General features: G+C 59.5%; 12 protein-coding genes. 6 read left to right on the forward strand and 6 right to left on the reverse strand.

Annotated elements, in window-relative coordinates; translation table 11 throughout:
* Window positions 1–152: 152 nt before the first annotated feature.
* The 3 genes from ACILRN_RS10515 to gcvA are packed head-to-tail and all read right to left on the reverse strand — an operon-like array spanning window position 153 to window position 4,227.
* Entirely contained in the window at window positions 153–1,676 is a 1,524-nt protein-coding gene (locus ACILRN_RS10515) for a trimethylamine methyltransferase family protein (protein ID WP_395688068.1), read from the reverse strand.
* Between the two features lie 59 nt (window positions 1,677–1,735).
* A complete protein-coding gene (locus ACILRN_RS10520) occupies window positions 1,736–3,298 on the reverse strand; it encodes a trimethylamine methyltransferase family protein (protein WP_395688070.1) in 1,563 nt (520 codons plus the stop codon).
* A complete protein-coding gene (gene gcvA / locus ACILRN_RS10525; RefSeq protein ID WP_395688072.1) occupies window positions 3,295–4,227 on the reverse strand; it encodes a transcriptional regulator GcvA in 933 nt (310 codons plus the stop codon). The genes ACILRN_RS10520 and gcvA overlap by 4 nt, the downstream gene beginning before the upstream one ends.
* Before the next feature lie 178 nt (window positions 4,228–4,405).
* On the opposite strand from gcvA, the gene ACILRN_RS10530 reads away from it, so the two are divergent.
* The 4 genes from ACILRN_RS10530 to ACILRN_RS10545 are packed head-to-tail and all read left to right on the forward strand — an operon-like array spanning window position 4,406 to window position 7,935.
* On the forward strand, window positions 4,406–5,983 hold the full coding sequence (locus ACILRN_RS10530; protein WP_395688074.1) for a trimethylamine methyltransferase family protein: 1,578 nt from the start codon (window positions 4,406–4,408) through the stop codon (window positions 5,981–5,983).
* A gap of 1 nt (window position 5,984) precedes the next feature.
* A complete protein-coding gene (locus tag ACILRN_RS10535) occupies window positions 5,985–6,641 on the forward strand; it encodes a ferredoxin (RefSeq protein WP_395688076.1) in 657 nt (218 codons plus the stop codon).
* Window positions 6,642–6,646: 5 nt separating this feature from the next.
* Complete coding sequence (locus ACILRN_RS10540) at window positions 6,647–7,555, forward strand: homocysteine S-methyltransferase family protein (protein WP_395688078.1); 909 nt, start codon at window positions 6,647–6,649, stop codon at window positions 7,553–7,555.
* Window positions 7,552–7,935 carry a GFA family protein gene (locus tag ACILRN_RS10545; RefSeq protein ID WP_395688080.1) on the forward strand — a complete coding sequence of 128 codons (384 nt, stop codon included), beginning with the start codon at window positions 7,552–7,554 and terminating at the stop codon, window positions 7,933–7,935. The genes ACILRN_RS10540 and ACILRN_RS10545 overlap by 4 nt, the downstream gene beginning before the upstream one ends.
* A 3-nt stretch (window positions 7,936–7,938) precedes the next feature.
* Here ACILRN_RS10545 and ACILRN_RS10550 read toward each other — a convergent pair whose 3' ends face one another.
* The gene (locus tag ACILRN_RS10550) at window positions 7,939–8,271 is read right to left on the reverse strand and encodes a hypothetical protein (RefSeq protein WP_395688082.1); all 333 of its coding nucleotides are present in this window, start codon (window positions 8,269–8,271) and stop codon (window positions 7,939–7,941) included.
* Between the two features lie 144 nt (window positions 8,272–8,415).
* Between ACILRN_RS10550 and ACILRN_RS10555 the strand changes: the two genes are divergently transcribed.
* Window positions 8,416–8,871 (forward strand): DNA polymerase III subunit chi, encoded by a 456-nt coding sequence (locus ACILRN_RS10555; protein ID WP_395688084.1) that lies wholly within the window; start codon window positions 8,416–8,418, stop codon window positions 8,869–8,871.
* A 270-nt stretch (window positions 8,872–9,141) separates the two neighbouring features.
* Here ACILRN_RS10555 and ACILRN_RS10560 read toward each other — a convergent pair whose 3' ends face one another.
* Window positions 9,142–10,992: an ABC-F family ATP-binding cassette domain-containing protein gene (locus ACILRN_RS10560; protein WP_395688086.1), complete on the reverse strand. Its 1,851-nt coding sequence runs from the start codon at window positions 10,990–10,992 to the stop codon at window positions 9,142–9,144.
* A gap of 132 nt (window positions 10,993–11,124) precedes the next feature.
* Between ACILRN_RS10560 and ACILRN_RS10565 the strand changes: the two genes are divergently transcribed.
* A complete protein-coding gene (locus ACILRN_RS10565; protein WP_395688089.1) occupies window positions 11,125–13,839 on the forward strand; it encodes a phosphoenolpyruvate carboxylase in 2,715 nt (904 codons plus the stop codon).
* On the opposite strand, the gene ACILRN_RS10570 is transcribed toward ACILRN_RS10565, so the two are convergent.
* A complete protein-coding gene (locus ACILRN_RS10570) occupies window positions 13,840–14,571 on the reverse strand; it encodes a rhodanese-related sulfurtransferase (RefSeq protein ID WP_395688091.1) in 732 nt (243 codons plus the stop codon).
* Window positions 14,572–14,656 lie beyond the last annotated feature (85 nt).

The raw sequence follows: 14,656 nt of genomic DNA on the forward strand, positions 1-14,656 counted from the left end.
GGCTGCGACAACCAGTTCCGGTTTCATCATTTGCAATCAGTGCGACCCCCAGGTTTATCCCCTCCCCAAGAGAGGGAGGGAAAGTTGGGCGTGAGACTGTTAAACTTCATCTGGTCCTAATACTCGCCTGCGGCACGAAGCGGGATATTTCTCTAGAAATCCGTCTTCTCCCCACCTTCGCTTTCCCGCCGCCTGACGAACTCGTCGATCTCGGCCAGCGCACTTGGGTCGAGTGGTGGTAACTGATACTCCGCAAGTGCCTGCTTCCACAAAGCATTGGCTTTCTTCTCTGCGGTTGGAGAGCCAGACGCTTGCCAACTCTGGAAGTTTCGCCAGTCTGAAATGAGTGGTTGGTAGAATGCTGTGGCATAGCGTTCGAGCGTGTGATGGGCGCCGAAGAAGTGCCCGCCTGGCCCAACTTCGCGCATTGCCGAAAAGGCCATTTCTTCATCGTTCACGAGCACGGGTTTCAGGAACTCCTGCACCATCTGCAGGAGATCTACATCAAGGGCGAACTTCTCGTAGGAGGCGACAAGCCCTCCCTCCATCCAGCCCGCAGCGTGCTGAATCACGTTTCCGCCGCCCATGATTGCACCCCATAGTGAGAATACCGTTTCATAGGCCGCTTGGGCATCGACGCTATTGGCGGCATTGGTACTCGACGTGCGGTAAGGTAAGCCATAGCGACGCGCCAGTTGGCCTCCGATGATGCACGCCTTCATGTATTCCGGCGTCCCGAAAGCGGGCGCTCCGGACTTCATGTCGACGTTGGATGTGAAACCGCCATAGACGAAGGGGGCGCCGGGCCGCGTGAGCTGTGAAAGAGCCAGGCAAGCAAGAGCCTCTGCATTTTGCTCGACCAGGCCGCCCGCCAGCGTGACCGGTGCCATGGCGCCCAGCAAGGTGAACGGGGTGACCACCGCGATCTGGTTGAGCCGCGCCATCTCAATGATTCCCATCGCCATGGGCGAGTCGAGTTTCAAAGGTGAATTGGTATTGATGACCGTATAGGTCGAAGGCTCTTCGAGGAGTTGATCATGGCTGATGCCGCGTGCCAGCCTTACAATTTCGAGGCCGTCGAACAGGCGAGCGCGGCCTGTTGCGTAGATGAACGGGACCTTGTCGGAATAGACCATCTTGTTGCGGGTAATGTGCAGATGCCTTACCGAGGCGTGAACATCGAGTGCATCAACCGATGCGCCGCCTGCCGTATGCACGGAGTTGAAGAACTGCGCGAGTTTGACAAAATTGCCTGCATCCTCAAGCGTGCCGGGGCGTCTTCCCCGATCGAGATCGGAACAATTGGGCGGGCCACCCACCGGTGCAAAGGTGATCCACTTGCCACCGATGCGCAGATTATGCGCCGGGTTGCGAGCGTGAAAAGTGAATTCCGACGGCGGCGAGGTGAGGGAATGGGCGATGATGTCCTTGCCGATCCGGACACGCTCGCCGTCGATGAGTGCGCCTGCCTTGCCAAGAATTTGGCGAGCCTCTGGAAGCAGGATGTCCATGCCGATCTCCTCCAGGACCCTCAGTGATTGGAGGTGGATGGCTTCGAGCTGGTCATCGGAAAGAATGCGGGAAGGCGCAAGTGTGTGGACCGGTTGCTGCCACGCTAGCTGGCGAAGCGGGGTGTGGGCAGCGTCTGGGCGTCGGCCACGGCGCGCGATGGTCATGCTCGGTCCCTTTCTGGGAGGGCAGGATAGGCCGGTCAGTAGCCCGCTGTCAGCCGTGATCAGAAATCTGTAGGTACGCCACCTTCTGCCTTGCGCCGGTCGACGAAGCTGTTGAGTTCATCGCGGACTGCCGGGTCTATGGGAGGTTCCTGGTAGTCGGCCAGCGCCTGTTTCCAAACCGTGTTCGCTTTCTGCCAGGCCTCTGGCTTTCCGGCGGCCAGCCATTGCTGGTTGTTGCGCCAGTCCGAGATGATGGGTGAATAGAAGGCGTTGGCGTAGCGTGCCAGCGTATGCTGCGCACCAAAGAAGTGCCCGCCGGGACCAACCTCGCGGATCGCTTCTACGCCCAGTGCATCTTCGGTCGTCTCAATTGGTTGCAGGAATTCGCTCACCATCTGGATCAGGTCACAGTCGAGCACGAATTTTTCAAAACTTGCCACCAGCCCGCCTTCGAGCCATCCCGCTCCGTGCATGATGAGGTTTCCACCACCCATGGTGAGCCCCCATAACGAAAATACGCTCTCATAGGCGGCTTGCGCGTCGACGGTATTGGCCGCGCAGGTGTTGGAGGTACGGAATGGAATCTTGTAGCGCCGCGCCAGCTGTCCCCCGACGATGGTTGCCTTCATGTACTCTGGCGTGCCGAAGGCGGGAGCGCCGGATTTCATATCGACGTTGGAGGTGAAGCCACCATAGATCACGGGAGCTCCCTTCCGTACGAGCTGGGTAAAGGCAATGCCGGCCAAGGCCTCGGCATTCTGCTCCACCAGTGCGCCTGCTACCGTCACTGGCGCCATGGCTCCCGCCAGCGTGAACGGTGTCACGCAGACGATCTGGTTGCGTGATGCCATCTCAATCACGCCGCGAAGCATCGGCGTGTCGAGCTTCAGCGGTGAATTGGTATTGATGATTGTGAGCAGTGAAGGTTCACGCTCCAGCTGCTCATGAGACGCGCCTCGCGCGATGCGGGCAATCTCGATGGCGTCGCGGATGCGCTCGGTGCCCAGTGAATAACCGTGAAACGGCTTGTCGGTAAGCAGTACCATATCTCGCAGTGCTTCGAGGTGGCGTACCGATGCATGGATATCGATGGGTTCGACTGGATAGCCGGCCATGAAACCGATGCAGTTGAAGTACTGTGCAAGTCGCAGGAAGTTTCGATAGTCCGCCTGGTTGCCAGTCCTGCGGCCGCTGTCCATGTCAGAGCTGTTGGGCGGGCTCGCCACGGTGCCGAAGGCGATGTTGCTGCCACCTATCTGCAGGTCGTTTTCGGGGTTTCGGGCGTGAAAAGTGAATTCTGCGGGCGCCGAGGCGATCAGTCCTTCGATCATTGCAGGATCAAAGCGTACCCGCTCCCCATCGACGGTGGCGCCCGCTTTCCTCAGGATGTCGCGTGCCTCTGGTAGCGTGAAGTCCATGCCGATTTCAGAGAGTACACGAAGCGAGGCGTGGTGGATCGCCTCAATTTCGTCTGCAGAGACGATACTCATGGCGGGAAAGAGCCGCTTCAGCTTCCGTCGCGGCAATTGGGGGATGGCGTGGCCCGCAACTGCGCTGCCTGCCCGTCGGCCACCGCCTTCGCGACGTGGTCTGCGACCGGTTTCGGTGTCAATGGTGCTCACGTGATTGTTCCCTTGTCGCGATAGGCTTCGAGTGCGGGGTCGGCCGCAATCTGTTTGGCCAGCCAGTCTTCAAAGCGCCTGATCTTGGGTTTCATACGGTTATCGGCGTTACAGGCCAGAAGCCAGTTGTGGCGGTGCTGGACCTTCAGAGGAAAAGGCATGACGAGGCGGCCAGTCTTGATTTCCTCTGTCGCAAAGGGTCCGATTGTCATGGCCACACCGCGACCCTCGATGGCAGCTTCCTGCGCAAGGATATAGCTGTCGAAGGCAAGTCGATCAGAGAGCTGGATCCCTTCCACACCCGCCGCTTCTAGCCAAAGGTGCCAGTCCTCCTCGGCGGTATAGACATAGAGGAGTTTGTGCTTTCGAAGGTCTTCAGGCGTGCGCAGTCCGTTCGGTCCCTTCAGCAGGTCGGGCGAGCAAATCGGTGTCAGCCGCGAAGCGAACAGCGTTCGATAGTAGTGATCCGGTGAGCGGTTGCGCGCCAGGATAAATCCCACGTCGACATTCCTCTCGTCGAAGTCCCAGTCGAAATAGGAGGTAGATAACCTGACCTTCATGTCCGGGAAGCGCCGTTCAAAATCGTGCAGGCGCGGAATGAGCCACTTTAGCGCCACGGTGACATAGACCTGCACCGTCAATTCGTTGTCTGCGGCTGATGGCTTCAGAGCTCGCGTCTGGGCCTCCACCATGTCGAACGCATCGCGCACCGGTGGAAAATAGGTGTGACCCGCCTGGGTGAGTTCGGCGCGCCGGGCGTCGCGCCGGAACAACTGCACCCCGAGCCGCTGTTCGAGCGACTTCACCTGATGGCTCACCGCAGAACGGGTGATTCCCAGTTCGCCCGCTGCAAGTCGGAAGCTGCCAAGCCGAGCGGCCGCCTCAAAGGCGGTCAAGGCGCGCAAGGGCGGCAGGTCACGTCTGGCCAAGTTTGCTCACCACTGAGTTGAGACGTCGTTCTATCACTATTAAATTCATGGCGTTAAGCGAAGAAAGAGAGGATCGGGCCGCTGAATGGTGAATAATATTCATCACCAAGGTAAAAAGATAGGCCGTTGAAACTATCATCCAAACCGGGAGATATAGCTTAACACAGGAGTGCAACCCATGAGTGCCGTTGAAGATCTCTCCCGCCGTCGCGGTGGCCGTGAAGCCCGCCGCGCGCTGCGTTCACGCCCAATCCCGATGGCCGAGGCTGCCGTTCGTCCAGGCATGGAAGGTGGCCAATATAAGCCGCTGACAGAGCGTGACATGCAGCGCATCCACGAGACGGCGCTGAAACTGCTCGAAACCGTGGGCCTTGCCCAGGCCATTCCCTCCTGCGTCGAGGCGATGACGGCACGGGGCTGCTACCTGAATGCCCAGGGCCGTCTTTGCATTCCTCGCGGCCTCGTCGAGGACACGCTGGCCAGCTGCGCGCGCAACTTCGTGCTGCACGGCCGCGATCCGAAACATGACATGGAGCCTTCTGGCAACAAGGTCTATTTTGGCACCGCAGGCGCTGCAGTGCACGTCGTCGAACCCCAGACCAAGACCTACCGTGAGTCTGTCCTTGTCGATCTTTATGATGCGGGTCGTATTGTGGATACCTGCGAGCATATCCACTTCTACCAGCGTCCGCTTACGGCACGTGATATGATCACTGGCCACGACCTCGATATCAACACCATGTATGCCTGTATCGCGGGAACTCAGAAGCATGTTGGCACTTCGATGGTCGAGCCAACTCACGTTGAGGAGTGTCTCCAGATACTCCATGTGGTTGCCGGGGGCGAGGATAAGTGGCGCGAGCGCCCTTTCGTTTCGCAGTCCAACTGCTTCGTGGTGCCGCCAATGAAGTTTGCGGAAGATGCCTGCCGCTGCCTCGAGGCCGCGGCCCGGGGCGGCATGCCGGTCCTGTTGCTCTCCGCAGCCCAGGCTGGCGCCACCTCACCTGCCGCACTGGCTGGCACCGTGGTGCAGGCGGTGGCAGAGTGCCTCGCAGGCCTCGTCTACATCAATTGCGTGGTGCCTGGTGCCATTGCCATCTGGGGGCCGTGGCCGTTCGTGTCCGACCTGCGCACGGGAGCCATGTCGGGAGGCTCGGGCGAGCAGGCGCTGATAACCTCCGGTTGCGCCCAGATGGGACATTTTTACAATCTTACTGTGGGCTCGGCTGCGGGCATGTGCGACTCCAAGATGCCGGACATGCAGGCGGGCTATGAGAAGGGTGTGACGGCTGGGATCTCCGCTATGACTGGCATCAATATGCTTTATGAGTCGGCCGGTATGCATGCCTCGCTTCTGGGCTTCTGCCTCGAAAGCCTTCTGATCGACAACGACATGCTGGGGTCAATCAACCGCAATGTTCGCGGCATCGAAGTGACTGAGGACACGCTTTCTCTCGAGGTGATCGCTGATGTCTGCCTCGCCGGTCCAGGGCACTATCTTGGCAATGAGCAGACGCTGTCGCTGATGCAGAAGGAATATGTCTATCCGCATGTTTCAAACCGCATGAGCCCCAAAGAATGGAACGAGGCGGGAAAGCCGGACATCGTCGAGCGGGCGGCCGCCAGAAAGCGTGAAATCCTCACCACTTACTATCCTGACTACATTCCCCGCGCGATTGATGATCAGATCCGTGCCAGGCATGACATCAAGCTGCCGCGTAGTGTCATGGAGCCAGGCGACCCGCGCTGGAGCTGAGGTGGAGCATCCGGTTCTGATCGCAATTCGCCGGGCGGCGTTCACGCCGCTCGGCTGGTTCGCGCCGGGGCCGGCCGACCATGCCCCGGAGAATGCCAAGTTCCTGATTCTAATTGGCAACACCGGCCCTGAGATGTTTCGACGCTTCGCGCGCGAGAGCGGCGTTGCCACCAAGCTCGATGCCTGGACTCGCGAGGCAGTCTCCGGTCTTGCCGCCGATCTGGGCGCCACCGCTGTCTACCCTTTCGATACCGATCCGCCATGGCCCTTTCTCAGTTGGGCGCGCCGAGGCGGGGCGGGGCATGTCTCGCCGCTTGGCCTCAATATCCACTCCGTCTATGGCCTGTGGCACGCCTATCGGGCTGCTCTTCTGTTTCCTGTCGTTTTTGATCTGACGCCACCTTCGCCAGGATCCCACCCCTGTGAGACCTGTGTGGGCAGGCCCTGCCTATCCGCCTGTCCGGTGGGTGCTTTTGACGGAGCGGGGTACGATGTGCAGGCCTGCGCCAAGCATCTTGCCCGGGAAGAGGGGCAAGCCTGCATGGCGCGGGGATGTCTGGCGCGGCACGCTTGTCCTGTGGGGCAGGGCTTTGCTTATGCGCCTGCTCAGGCGAGTTACCATATGAGGGCCTTTCTTGGTGCCCGCCAAGAAGAGTGATCCAGATGTATCTTCGCATCCGTGAGAAACTCGCCCATGGTGGCATCATTATTCTGGACGGTGGGACCGGTACCGACATCCAGCATCGGGGTGTACCGATGAGTTCTTCCACCTGGTGTGCTGAAGCGAACCTCACGCACCCGGAAGTGGTGCAGCAGGTTCATACCGGTTATATCGTGGCTGGTGCGGAGATCATCACCGCAAATACCTTCGCGACCTCTGCGCTGCTTTTCAACGCTCTTGGCCGCGATGACGACTTGCTGGTCATTGACCGTGTTGCCGCCAAGTTGGCAAAGGCGGCTGCAGCCGGCCAGCGCGTAGCGGTTGCTGGTTCCATGTCCACCATGCGGCCTGTGCTGGCGGGTAGTGATCGTACATCCAAGCAGCGTGAGTGGCCGGAGAAAGAGGCCCGTGCCTTGTTCAGGCGCAAGGCAGAAAATCTTGCAGCCAGCGGTGTCGACCTGATCATGATGGAGATGATGCGCGATCTCGATTACTCCGTGTGGGCAAGTGAGGAGGCAATGGCCACTGGCCTTCCGGTCTGGATCGGCATCTCGGTCGAGCGCCATGACACGAAGCTCACCGGTTTTGGCCGGGAAGATCAGCCGCTTGAGCAGGTCGCGCGAGCGCTCGCGGCGCTTAAGCCGGATGTGATGAGCATCATGCACAGTTCACCCAATGACACGGACGAGGCCATCGAGCAGCTCCGGAAACACTGGGACGGCCCCATCGGAGCCTACCCCGAAAGCGGCTACTTCAAGATGCCGGAGTGGACCTTCGTCGACATCATTCCGCCGGAGGACCTCGTGGCGAAGGCTAGATCGTGGCGGCGAACAGGCGTTGTCGCGTTCGGTGGCTGTTGTGGCCTTGGGCCTGAGCATATCGCTGCACTGAAGAAGGAGTTCCCAACATGAAGACTGGATCCTGCCTGTGTGGCGCTGTCGCCTTTGAAATACATGGGCCCTTGCGCCCGGTTATCGCCTGTCATTGCATCCAGTGTCGCAAGCAGACCGGCACCTACATGTCGGCCACTGCTTGTGCCGATGTGGATCTGACGTTCAGCCGACGAGTTGGGTTGGCATGGTTCCGCTCCAGCCCGGAAGCACAGCGCGGCTTTTGCCGCGAGTGTGGCTCGGTACTTTTCTGGAAGGCAGACGGCACCGATACGACCTCGATTTCCGCGGGTGCAATCGATGGCTCGACCGATGTTCCGCTTGATGGCCACATATTCTGTGAAAGCGCTGGCGATTACTACGAGATCACGGGGGGCTCCTACCGAAGGGACCGTTGGTAGGCCTCAGTTCACTCGAGCGCATCGGCGCAGTGGCTTATGGCGGGCAACGGCGGGGCGGTTCAGCTTCGACTGCGCCACTCGCGGCGAGGGAAGCGAAGTGCCCGCCTGGGTAAGTGCCGCTGCATGCGACATGCAGAGCGCCTCTGACTGCTGCTCGCGGCTCATGCCCCGCAACAATACCGCCATGGCCGATTCCAGGGCCTGCGAAAAATCCGAAAGGCCAGCCCTGCCAGCACCTTCAGCAATCATCGCTGTAAGGCAATACAGAGTAACGGGCTCTTCAGTCCCGAGGGTGGTTTTCGCGTCAAGTCGGCCATTTCGGTTCAAGCCACCCATATTGGTTCTCCGATACCCAGAACACCATCTGCGACCTAAACGATTGGCCAGAATGCGGACAACATGCAATATGGTAAAGTTGCTATAGTCCTTCGGCCGGCGTGCAAGAATGAGCGCCGCATGAGGCAATGCCTGGATCACTGAATGACGCCAGTCTTTTTCTATCAGTTGCAAACCCAGCCACTCGAAGTGGTTCTGCCGAAGCTTTTGGCCACCAGCCTGGAGCGCGGCTGGCGGGTGGTCGTGCAGGCCGGGTCGGACGAGCGTGCCGAGGCCCTCGCGGATCAACTCTGGAGCCAGGACAAAGAGGGGTTTCTGCCTCACGGCACAAAGGCAGATGGCTTTCCAGATCTTCAGCCTGTCTGGATCACTGCTACTGACGAGAATCCGAATAACGCAAACGTACGCTTCTATGTGGATGGTGCAGCCGTGGGTGATGTCGCTGGTTTGACGCGCGCGGTGATCATGTTCGATGGCAATGATACTGACGCACTCGATGCAGCCCGTGCCGAGTGGAAGCGGTTCCGTGCCAACGGCCATGAGGTGAGTTTCTGGCAGCAGGATGATCAGGGCCGCTGGCAGAACCGGGCAGCAGGTTAAAGCGACAACCGACCAGATTGAAACAACGCCGTTCGTTTGCGGCAGTGCGGACGAGCGGGAGCGGTCCGAGACGAAGACTGAGGATCCTCGTGAGGGCCACTGCGAACCAGACGCTCGCCGCTATCGGACCTGAAGGGCTAGCGCCTTTCTTGCGTTACAGACGTTGCATTGCTCGACCGGGCCACCGGCTTGCTCTTTGTCATCCTCCTGATCACACCGTGAAATTCCTTCGGTGGAGCGATTCAATCAGGTCGGTTCTCACTCTAGGGTCTAGTCAATCTGGGTTGAGAGCCACTCGTTCTCAGCCTCCTCCAGTTCGGAGGCGAGCTTGGCGCGTAGCCTTGTAAAGTCAGCAGCTTTCCGCGGTTCTTCGCCATACAACGTTGGGTCTGCAAGTGCCTGATCGAGCGTTTCAATCTTGCCGCGCAAGTCTTCCATGCGACGGTCGAGTTTTTCAATCGTTTTCTGTAATGCTGTTGACGAAGGTTTCGGGGCGGGCCGTGGGTTTTCTGTCAACTGCTTGCCTGCGTGGCGCTCGGCGCGGCGGTTTTCCCGGGCAGTGTCAAGGACAAGGCGCGTGTAGTCATCCATATCGCCATCGAAGGGCGTGACCGTGCCGTCCTTTACCAGCCATAGTGCGTCAGCACAGGTTTCGATGATGTGCCGGTCATGGCTAATCAGGATCACAGCTCCCTCGTAGTCATTGATCGCCATGATCAAGGCTTCACGGCTGTCGACATCAAGATGGTTCGTTGGTTCGTCCAGTATCAACACATGCGGGGCATGAAAGGCAGCAAGAGCGAAGAGCAGCCTGGCTTTTTCTCCTCCCGACAGCGTGTCGCAGCGCGAGTCTGCAAGAGAGGAGCCAAATCCATATGCTCCAAGCCTGGCGCGTCGTTTCGCCTCCGGTTCGTCAGGCATCAGACTGCAAAAATAGGAATAGGGAGTTTGCTCGGGTGAGATTTCGTCTAGCTGGTGTTGGGCGAAGTATCCGCTGGTGAGACGGGCAGGTACAGTCATGCTGCCTGCCATGGTTTTTAACTTCCCACACAGCAGCTTGGCAAAGGTCGACTTGCCGTTACCGTTCGAGCCGAGCAGCGCGATACGGTCATCAGGGTCGAGTCGGAGGGTGATGTTTTTCAGCACCGGCTGGTCAGTCGCATAGCCGACGCTCGCCTTTTCCCACTTCACCAAGGGTGGGGCAATTGCCTTTTCCGGATTGGGAAAGAAGAAAGGGGCCACTCGATCTTCAACAAGTTCGGCGATGGGTTCAAGTTTTGACAGTGCTTTGAGCCGACTCTGCGCCTGACGCGCCTTGGACGCCTTGTAGCGAAAGCGGTCGACGAAGGCCATCATGTGCTTGCGCTGGTCCTCCTGCTTCTTGCGCAGTTTTTGGGTGAGGGCCTGCCTGTCGCGCCGCTGGCGTTCGAAGCTGTCATAGTTTCCCTGATAAAGGAAGATCTTTCCCCGCTCGAGATGCAATATATAGCCGACGGCCTCGTTCAGCAGGTCGCGATCGTGGCTGATCAGGACAATGGTGTGCGGATAGTCCCGAATGAAGCTCTTCAGCCAGATCGTGCCTTCAAGGTCGAGATAGTTGGTCGGCTCGTCAAGAAGCAGCACGTCTGGTTTGGCGAACAGTGCCGCAGCGAGGGCGACCCGCATGCGCCAGCCGCCGGACAGCGCCGAGCAGGGCCCCGCCTGACGCTCCTCGGTAAAGCCCAGTCCGCTTAGGATGGTGGCTGCGCGGGCCCTCGCCGAGTGGGCGTCAATATCGGCAAGCCGGATCTGGACCTCGGCGATGCGGTTCGGATCTTCGGCTGTTTCAGCCTCGGCGAGCAGCATCGAGAGCTCGGTGTCACCCGCAAGGACGGTGTCAATGAGACTTTCAGAGCCGCCTGGTGCTTCCTGGGCAACCGTGCCAATCCTGGCGTGCCGGGGCAGGGTGATGCTGCCGGCCTCAACTGGCAATTCGCCAAGAATAAGCTTGAACAGCGTGGATTTGCCAACCCCGTTGCGCCCCACGATGCCGACCTTGTGACCCTCGGGAATGGCGGCCGTGGCGTCCTCAAGCAGTAGCCGCCCGCCGATCCGATAGGTCAGTCCCTTGATATGCAACATGTTGGCGCTTCTAGCCCAAAATGAAGCCGGGTGGAGCCACTTTCCGCTGTCGTCCAAAACGGTATTGACTGACGCGGCGCTGCACCGCACAAACGTCCAGGGAAGCTAGGGAGCGTACATCAGGTGGCACATGTGAAGCCCGTCAAGCCGGCCGGGGCGGCCCCTGTAGACAGCGCCTACCTCGACGAAATCACCATGATGCTGCGCGATCTGCTGCGCCAGGTCATCAAGGTACGTGAGCCGCGTGTGCTCACCGTGATCGACGAGCCGGCTAATGCCCGAGCCCTGCCGCAGGACATGATCGCAAATGCACTGCAGGTGATTGGCATCTGGTTGCAGTTGCTCAACATCGCGGAGGAGAACGCCGCAATGCGCGCCCGCCGCCAGATGGAGACCCGCAGCGGGCCAGACCAGGTGACGGGTTCGTTCTCGCATGCTGTTGCCACTGTGGCAGCAGCCAGTATCCCACCAGAGGCAGTGCAGCGTACGCTTGATACGATCGACGTGCAGCCGACAATCACGGCGCACCCAACTGAGGCCAAGCGGGTCACGGTTCTGGAAATCCACCGCCGCATCTATTTGAAGCTCTATGAACTCGAAAGCCCGCGCTGGACCCCGCGCGAACGCACGGGCCTTCTCAAGGCCTTGCGAAACGAGATCGATCTGCTCTGGCTGACTGGTGAAATCCGCCTTGAGAAGCCAACAGTTGAGCAGGAGATCCACTGGGGGCTTCATTTTTTCCGTGAGACACTCTTTGACCGAACGGTCAGCCTGTGTGATTTGATGGAGGCCGCACTCCAGCGTCATTATCCCGAGACTCCCTGCAGGGTCAGGCCGCCTTTGCGCTTTTCCTCCTGGATCGGCGGCGACCGAGACGGCAATCCCTTCGTCACTGCCGAGGTCACGCGCTATGCGCTGAGGGAAAACCGCGATGCAATTCTGGCGCGGCTTGACCAGCGACTTGGTGATCTGTCGCAATTGATATCACTCAGTGCGCGCGAGATCACCATTCCAAAGGAGTTCCTTGACAGAGTGCACCGGCAAGTCGAGTTGTCAGGTGATGCGGCCGGTATTGCCTCGCGCAATGCCCACGAACCCTTCCGGCGCTTCTTCACGGCACTGCGTGCCAGACTGGTTGCCACATTTTCCCCCGATGCTCCCGGAACTGGTTTCAGAAACACCGAAGAACTGATCGGTGAACTTCTTGCTGCTGAAGAGGTCCTCTCGCGATTGCAGTCGGTCTCACTTGCCTCGAGCATTCTACGGCCGGTACGCTGGGAAGTGGAAACCTTCGGTTTCCGGACGGTCAGTCTTGATCTACGGCAGAACACCACGGTCATTAACCGGGTTTTGCGTGAGATTTGGCGCAAGCTCAATCCACTGGCCGAGGGCGAGGGCCCGGAGCCAGGCTCGCTGGCATGGCAGGCCTGGATTGAGGATGAGCTGGCCAAGCCGCTCGGTTTTCTGCCTCGCTTCCGGGGAGTCTCTGACGAAGCCCGCGAGCTACTTGATCTTCTGGACCTGATTCGTGATACGCTTGACGGTCCCGATCCTCAGGCGATTGGTGCGTTCATCCTCTCCATGACACAAAGTGCCGGCGACGTGCTCGGGTTGTACCTGCTGGCCAAGTATTCGGGCTTGTTCGCAGATGAAACAGCCCGGGAAGTCTGCCGCATCCGCGTGGTGCCGCTGTTCGAGACGATTGATGATTTGCGGGCAGCACCGCAGATCATAACGGAGCTTCTTGCCCATCCGCTGGTCCGGACATCGCTTGCGGCTCAGGGTGGTTGTCAGGAGGTGATGCTAGGCTATTCCGACTCCAACAAGGACGGTGGCTTTTTCTGTGCGAGCTTCGAGCTGTTTGAAGCCCAGCGTCGCCTCATCCGCATTGGGCGCGATAATGGAGTCGATATCAGCTTCTTTCACGGCCGTGGCGGTTCGGTCAGCCGCGGTGGGGCGCCGACTGGCCGCGCCATTGCGGCCCAGCCGGCGGGTTCCGTAGGTGGCCGCATGCGGGTTACGGAACAGGGTGAGGTAGTCTCATCCAAGTTCGCCAACCGCGGCACGGCGCAGCACCATCTCGAAATACTTGCGGCAGCCGTCTTCGTGCATGCTCTCAAATCCATCGACGAGCCCGAGCTCAAGATCAATGAGGAGCACCAGGCGGCTGTTGAGTGGATCGCTCAGGCTTCTTTCCGGCATTACCGCAAGCTCGCAGAGGATCCTTCGCTTCTGGACTATTTCCACCAGGCTTCGCCGGTTGAGGAGTTGGCCAACCTTAAACTCGGTTCTCGTCCAGCCCGTCGCTTTGGCGCACGTGGCATCGGTGACCTGCGTGCCATTCCCTGGGTTTTTGCCTGGAGTCAGAACCGGCACTTGCTGACCGGTTGGTATGGGCTGGGCTACGCGCTTGATGATTTTCTGGTGCCGCGCGGCGGCGCCGGCATGAAGCTTCTGCGCGACATGTATGCCCGCTCCCGTGGTTTTCGGTTGGCGATCGATGAAGTCGAGAAATCGCTTTATCTTGCCGACATGACGGTGGCTGAACACTATGCGGCTCTGGTCGCCGACCGCACCGCTGCCGAACGCCTGTTTGCGCTCATTCGTCATGAGCACGGCCGCACGACCCGTACCATTCTGGAGCTTACCGGAGAAGCGAAGCTCTGCGAGCGTTTCGAAGGCCTGCAGCGCCGATTTGAGCGCGTTCGGCCCATGGTGGAGCAGGCCAACCGCTGGCAGGTCGAACTGCTCAAGGAGACCCGTAGCGGCAAGGGTGGCGAACAACCGATGATGCCACTGCTGATGACCATGAACTGCGTTGCTGCAGGTCTTGGCTGGACGGGCTGATCAGCGCCGTGCGGGAGGTTCGATGGCGAGCCCGTGGCCGAGGCCTTCGCGCTCATCAAAAACGAAGCAGGACCCCCACCAGAGACTTTCCGTCGCTGGTACCTTTTCGAGATAGTTCAGGATGCCGCCTCTGAGTTGGTAGACGTGCTTGAAGCCATGGGCCCGCAGATAGCTTGTGGCTTTCTCGCAACGGATGCCGCCGGTACAGAACATGGCGATCTTGTGGTGAGGGGCAGAGCTGAGCGTACGTTCGACATAGGCAGGAAACTCGCTGAAGGATCTCGTCACGGGATCGATGGCGCCTCGGAAACTGCCCGCTGCCACCTCGAAAGCGTTTCGTGTATCGATCAAGAGTACGTCTGGTTCTGAGATCAAAGCGTTCCAGTCTTCTGGCTCCACGTAATGACCTGCTCCATGGCGCGGGTCGAGGCCCGCAATGCCCATGGTCACAATCTCCTTCTTCAACTTTATCTTCAAGCGGCCAAATGGCATAGCATCGGCGTGCGAGGACTTGGCCTCGAGATCGTGCAGGGCAGGGAATTTGCGGATGAAGGCCATGACCGACGCGATCGCAACCGGGCCTCCGGCAACGGTGCCGTTGATCCCCTCAGGCGCCAGCAGGATGGTTCCTCTGACAGCGTGGGCCCGGCAGCAATCGAGAAGCGGTTGTTGCAAGTCGCGGAAGTCCGGCAGGGCGATGAACTTGTAGAAGGCGCTGACGGTAAGTGTCATGGCAAGCGATCCTAAACGTTTTCGGGCCCCGCTGTCTTGGGTCATGCCCCTTGCCCTGTGGCGGATTTTGCCTTCTACTCAGGTA

It is taken from the genome of Aestuariivirga sp., from assembly GCF_044238155.1.
Lineage (GTDB): Bacteria > Pseudomonadota > Alphaproteobacteria > Rhizobiales > Aestuariivirgaceae > Aestuariivirga.

Coding starts and splice junctions, on each gene's coding strand:
- ACILRN_RS10515 (WP_395688068.1), bottom strand. CDS start 1,676: ATGACCATCGCGCGCCGTGGCCGACGCCCAGACGCTGCCCACACCCCG.
- ACILRN_RS10530 (WP_395688074.1), top strand. CDS start 4,406: ATGAGTGCCGTTGAAGATCTCTCCCGCCGTCGCGGTGGCCGTGAAGCC.
- ACILRN_RS10540 (WP_395688078.1), top strand. CDS start 6,647: ATGTATCTTCGCATCCGTGAGAAACTCGCCCATGGTGGCATCATTATT.
- ACILRN_RS10545 (WP_395688080.1), top strand. CDS start 7,552: ATGAAGACTGGATCCTGCCTGTGTGGCGCTGTCGCCTTTGAAATACAT.
- ACILRN_RS10550 (WP_395688082.1), bottom strand. CDS start 8,271: ATGGGTGGCTTGAACCGAAATGGCCGACTTGACGCGAAAACCACCCTC.
- ACILRN_RS10555 (WP_395688084.1), top strand. CDS start 8,416: ATGACGCCAGTCTTTTTCTATCAGTTGCAAACCCAGCCACTCGAAGTG.
- ACILRN_RS10560 (WP_395688086.1), bottom strand. CDS start 10,992: ATGTTGCATATCAAGGGACTGACCTATCGGATCGGCGGGCGGCTACTG.
- ACILRN_RS10570 (WP_395688091.1), bottom strand. CDS start 14,571: ATGACACTTACCGTCAGCGCCTTCTACAAGTTCATCGCCCTGCCGGAC.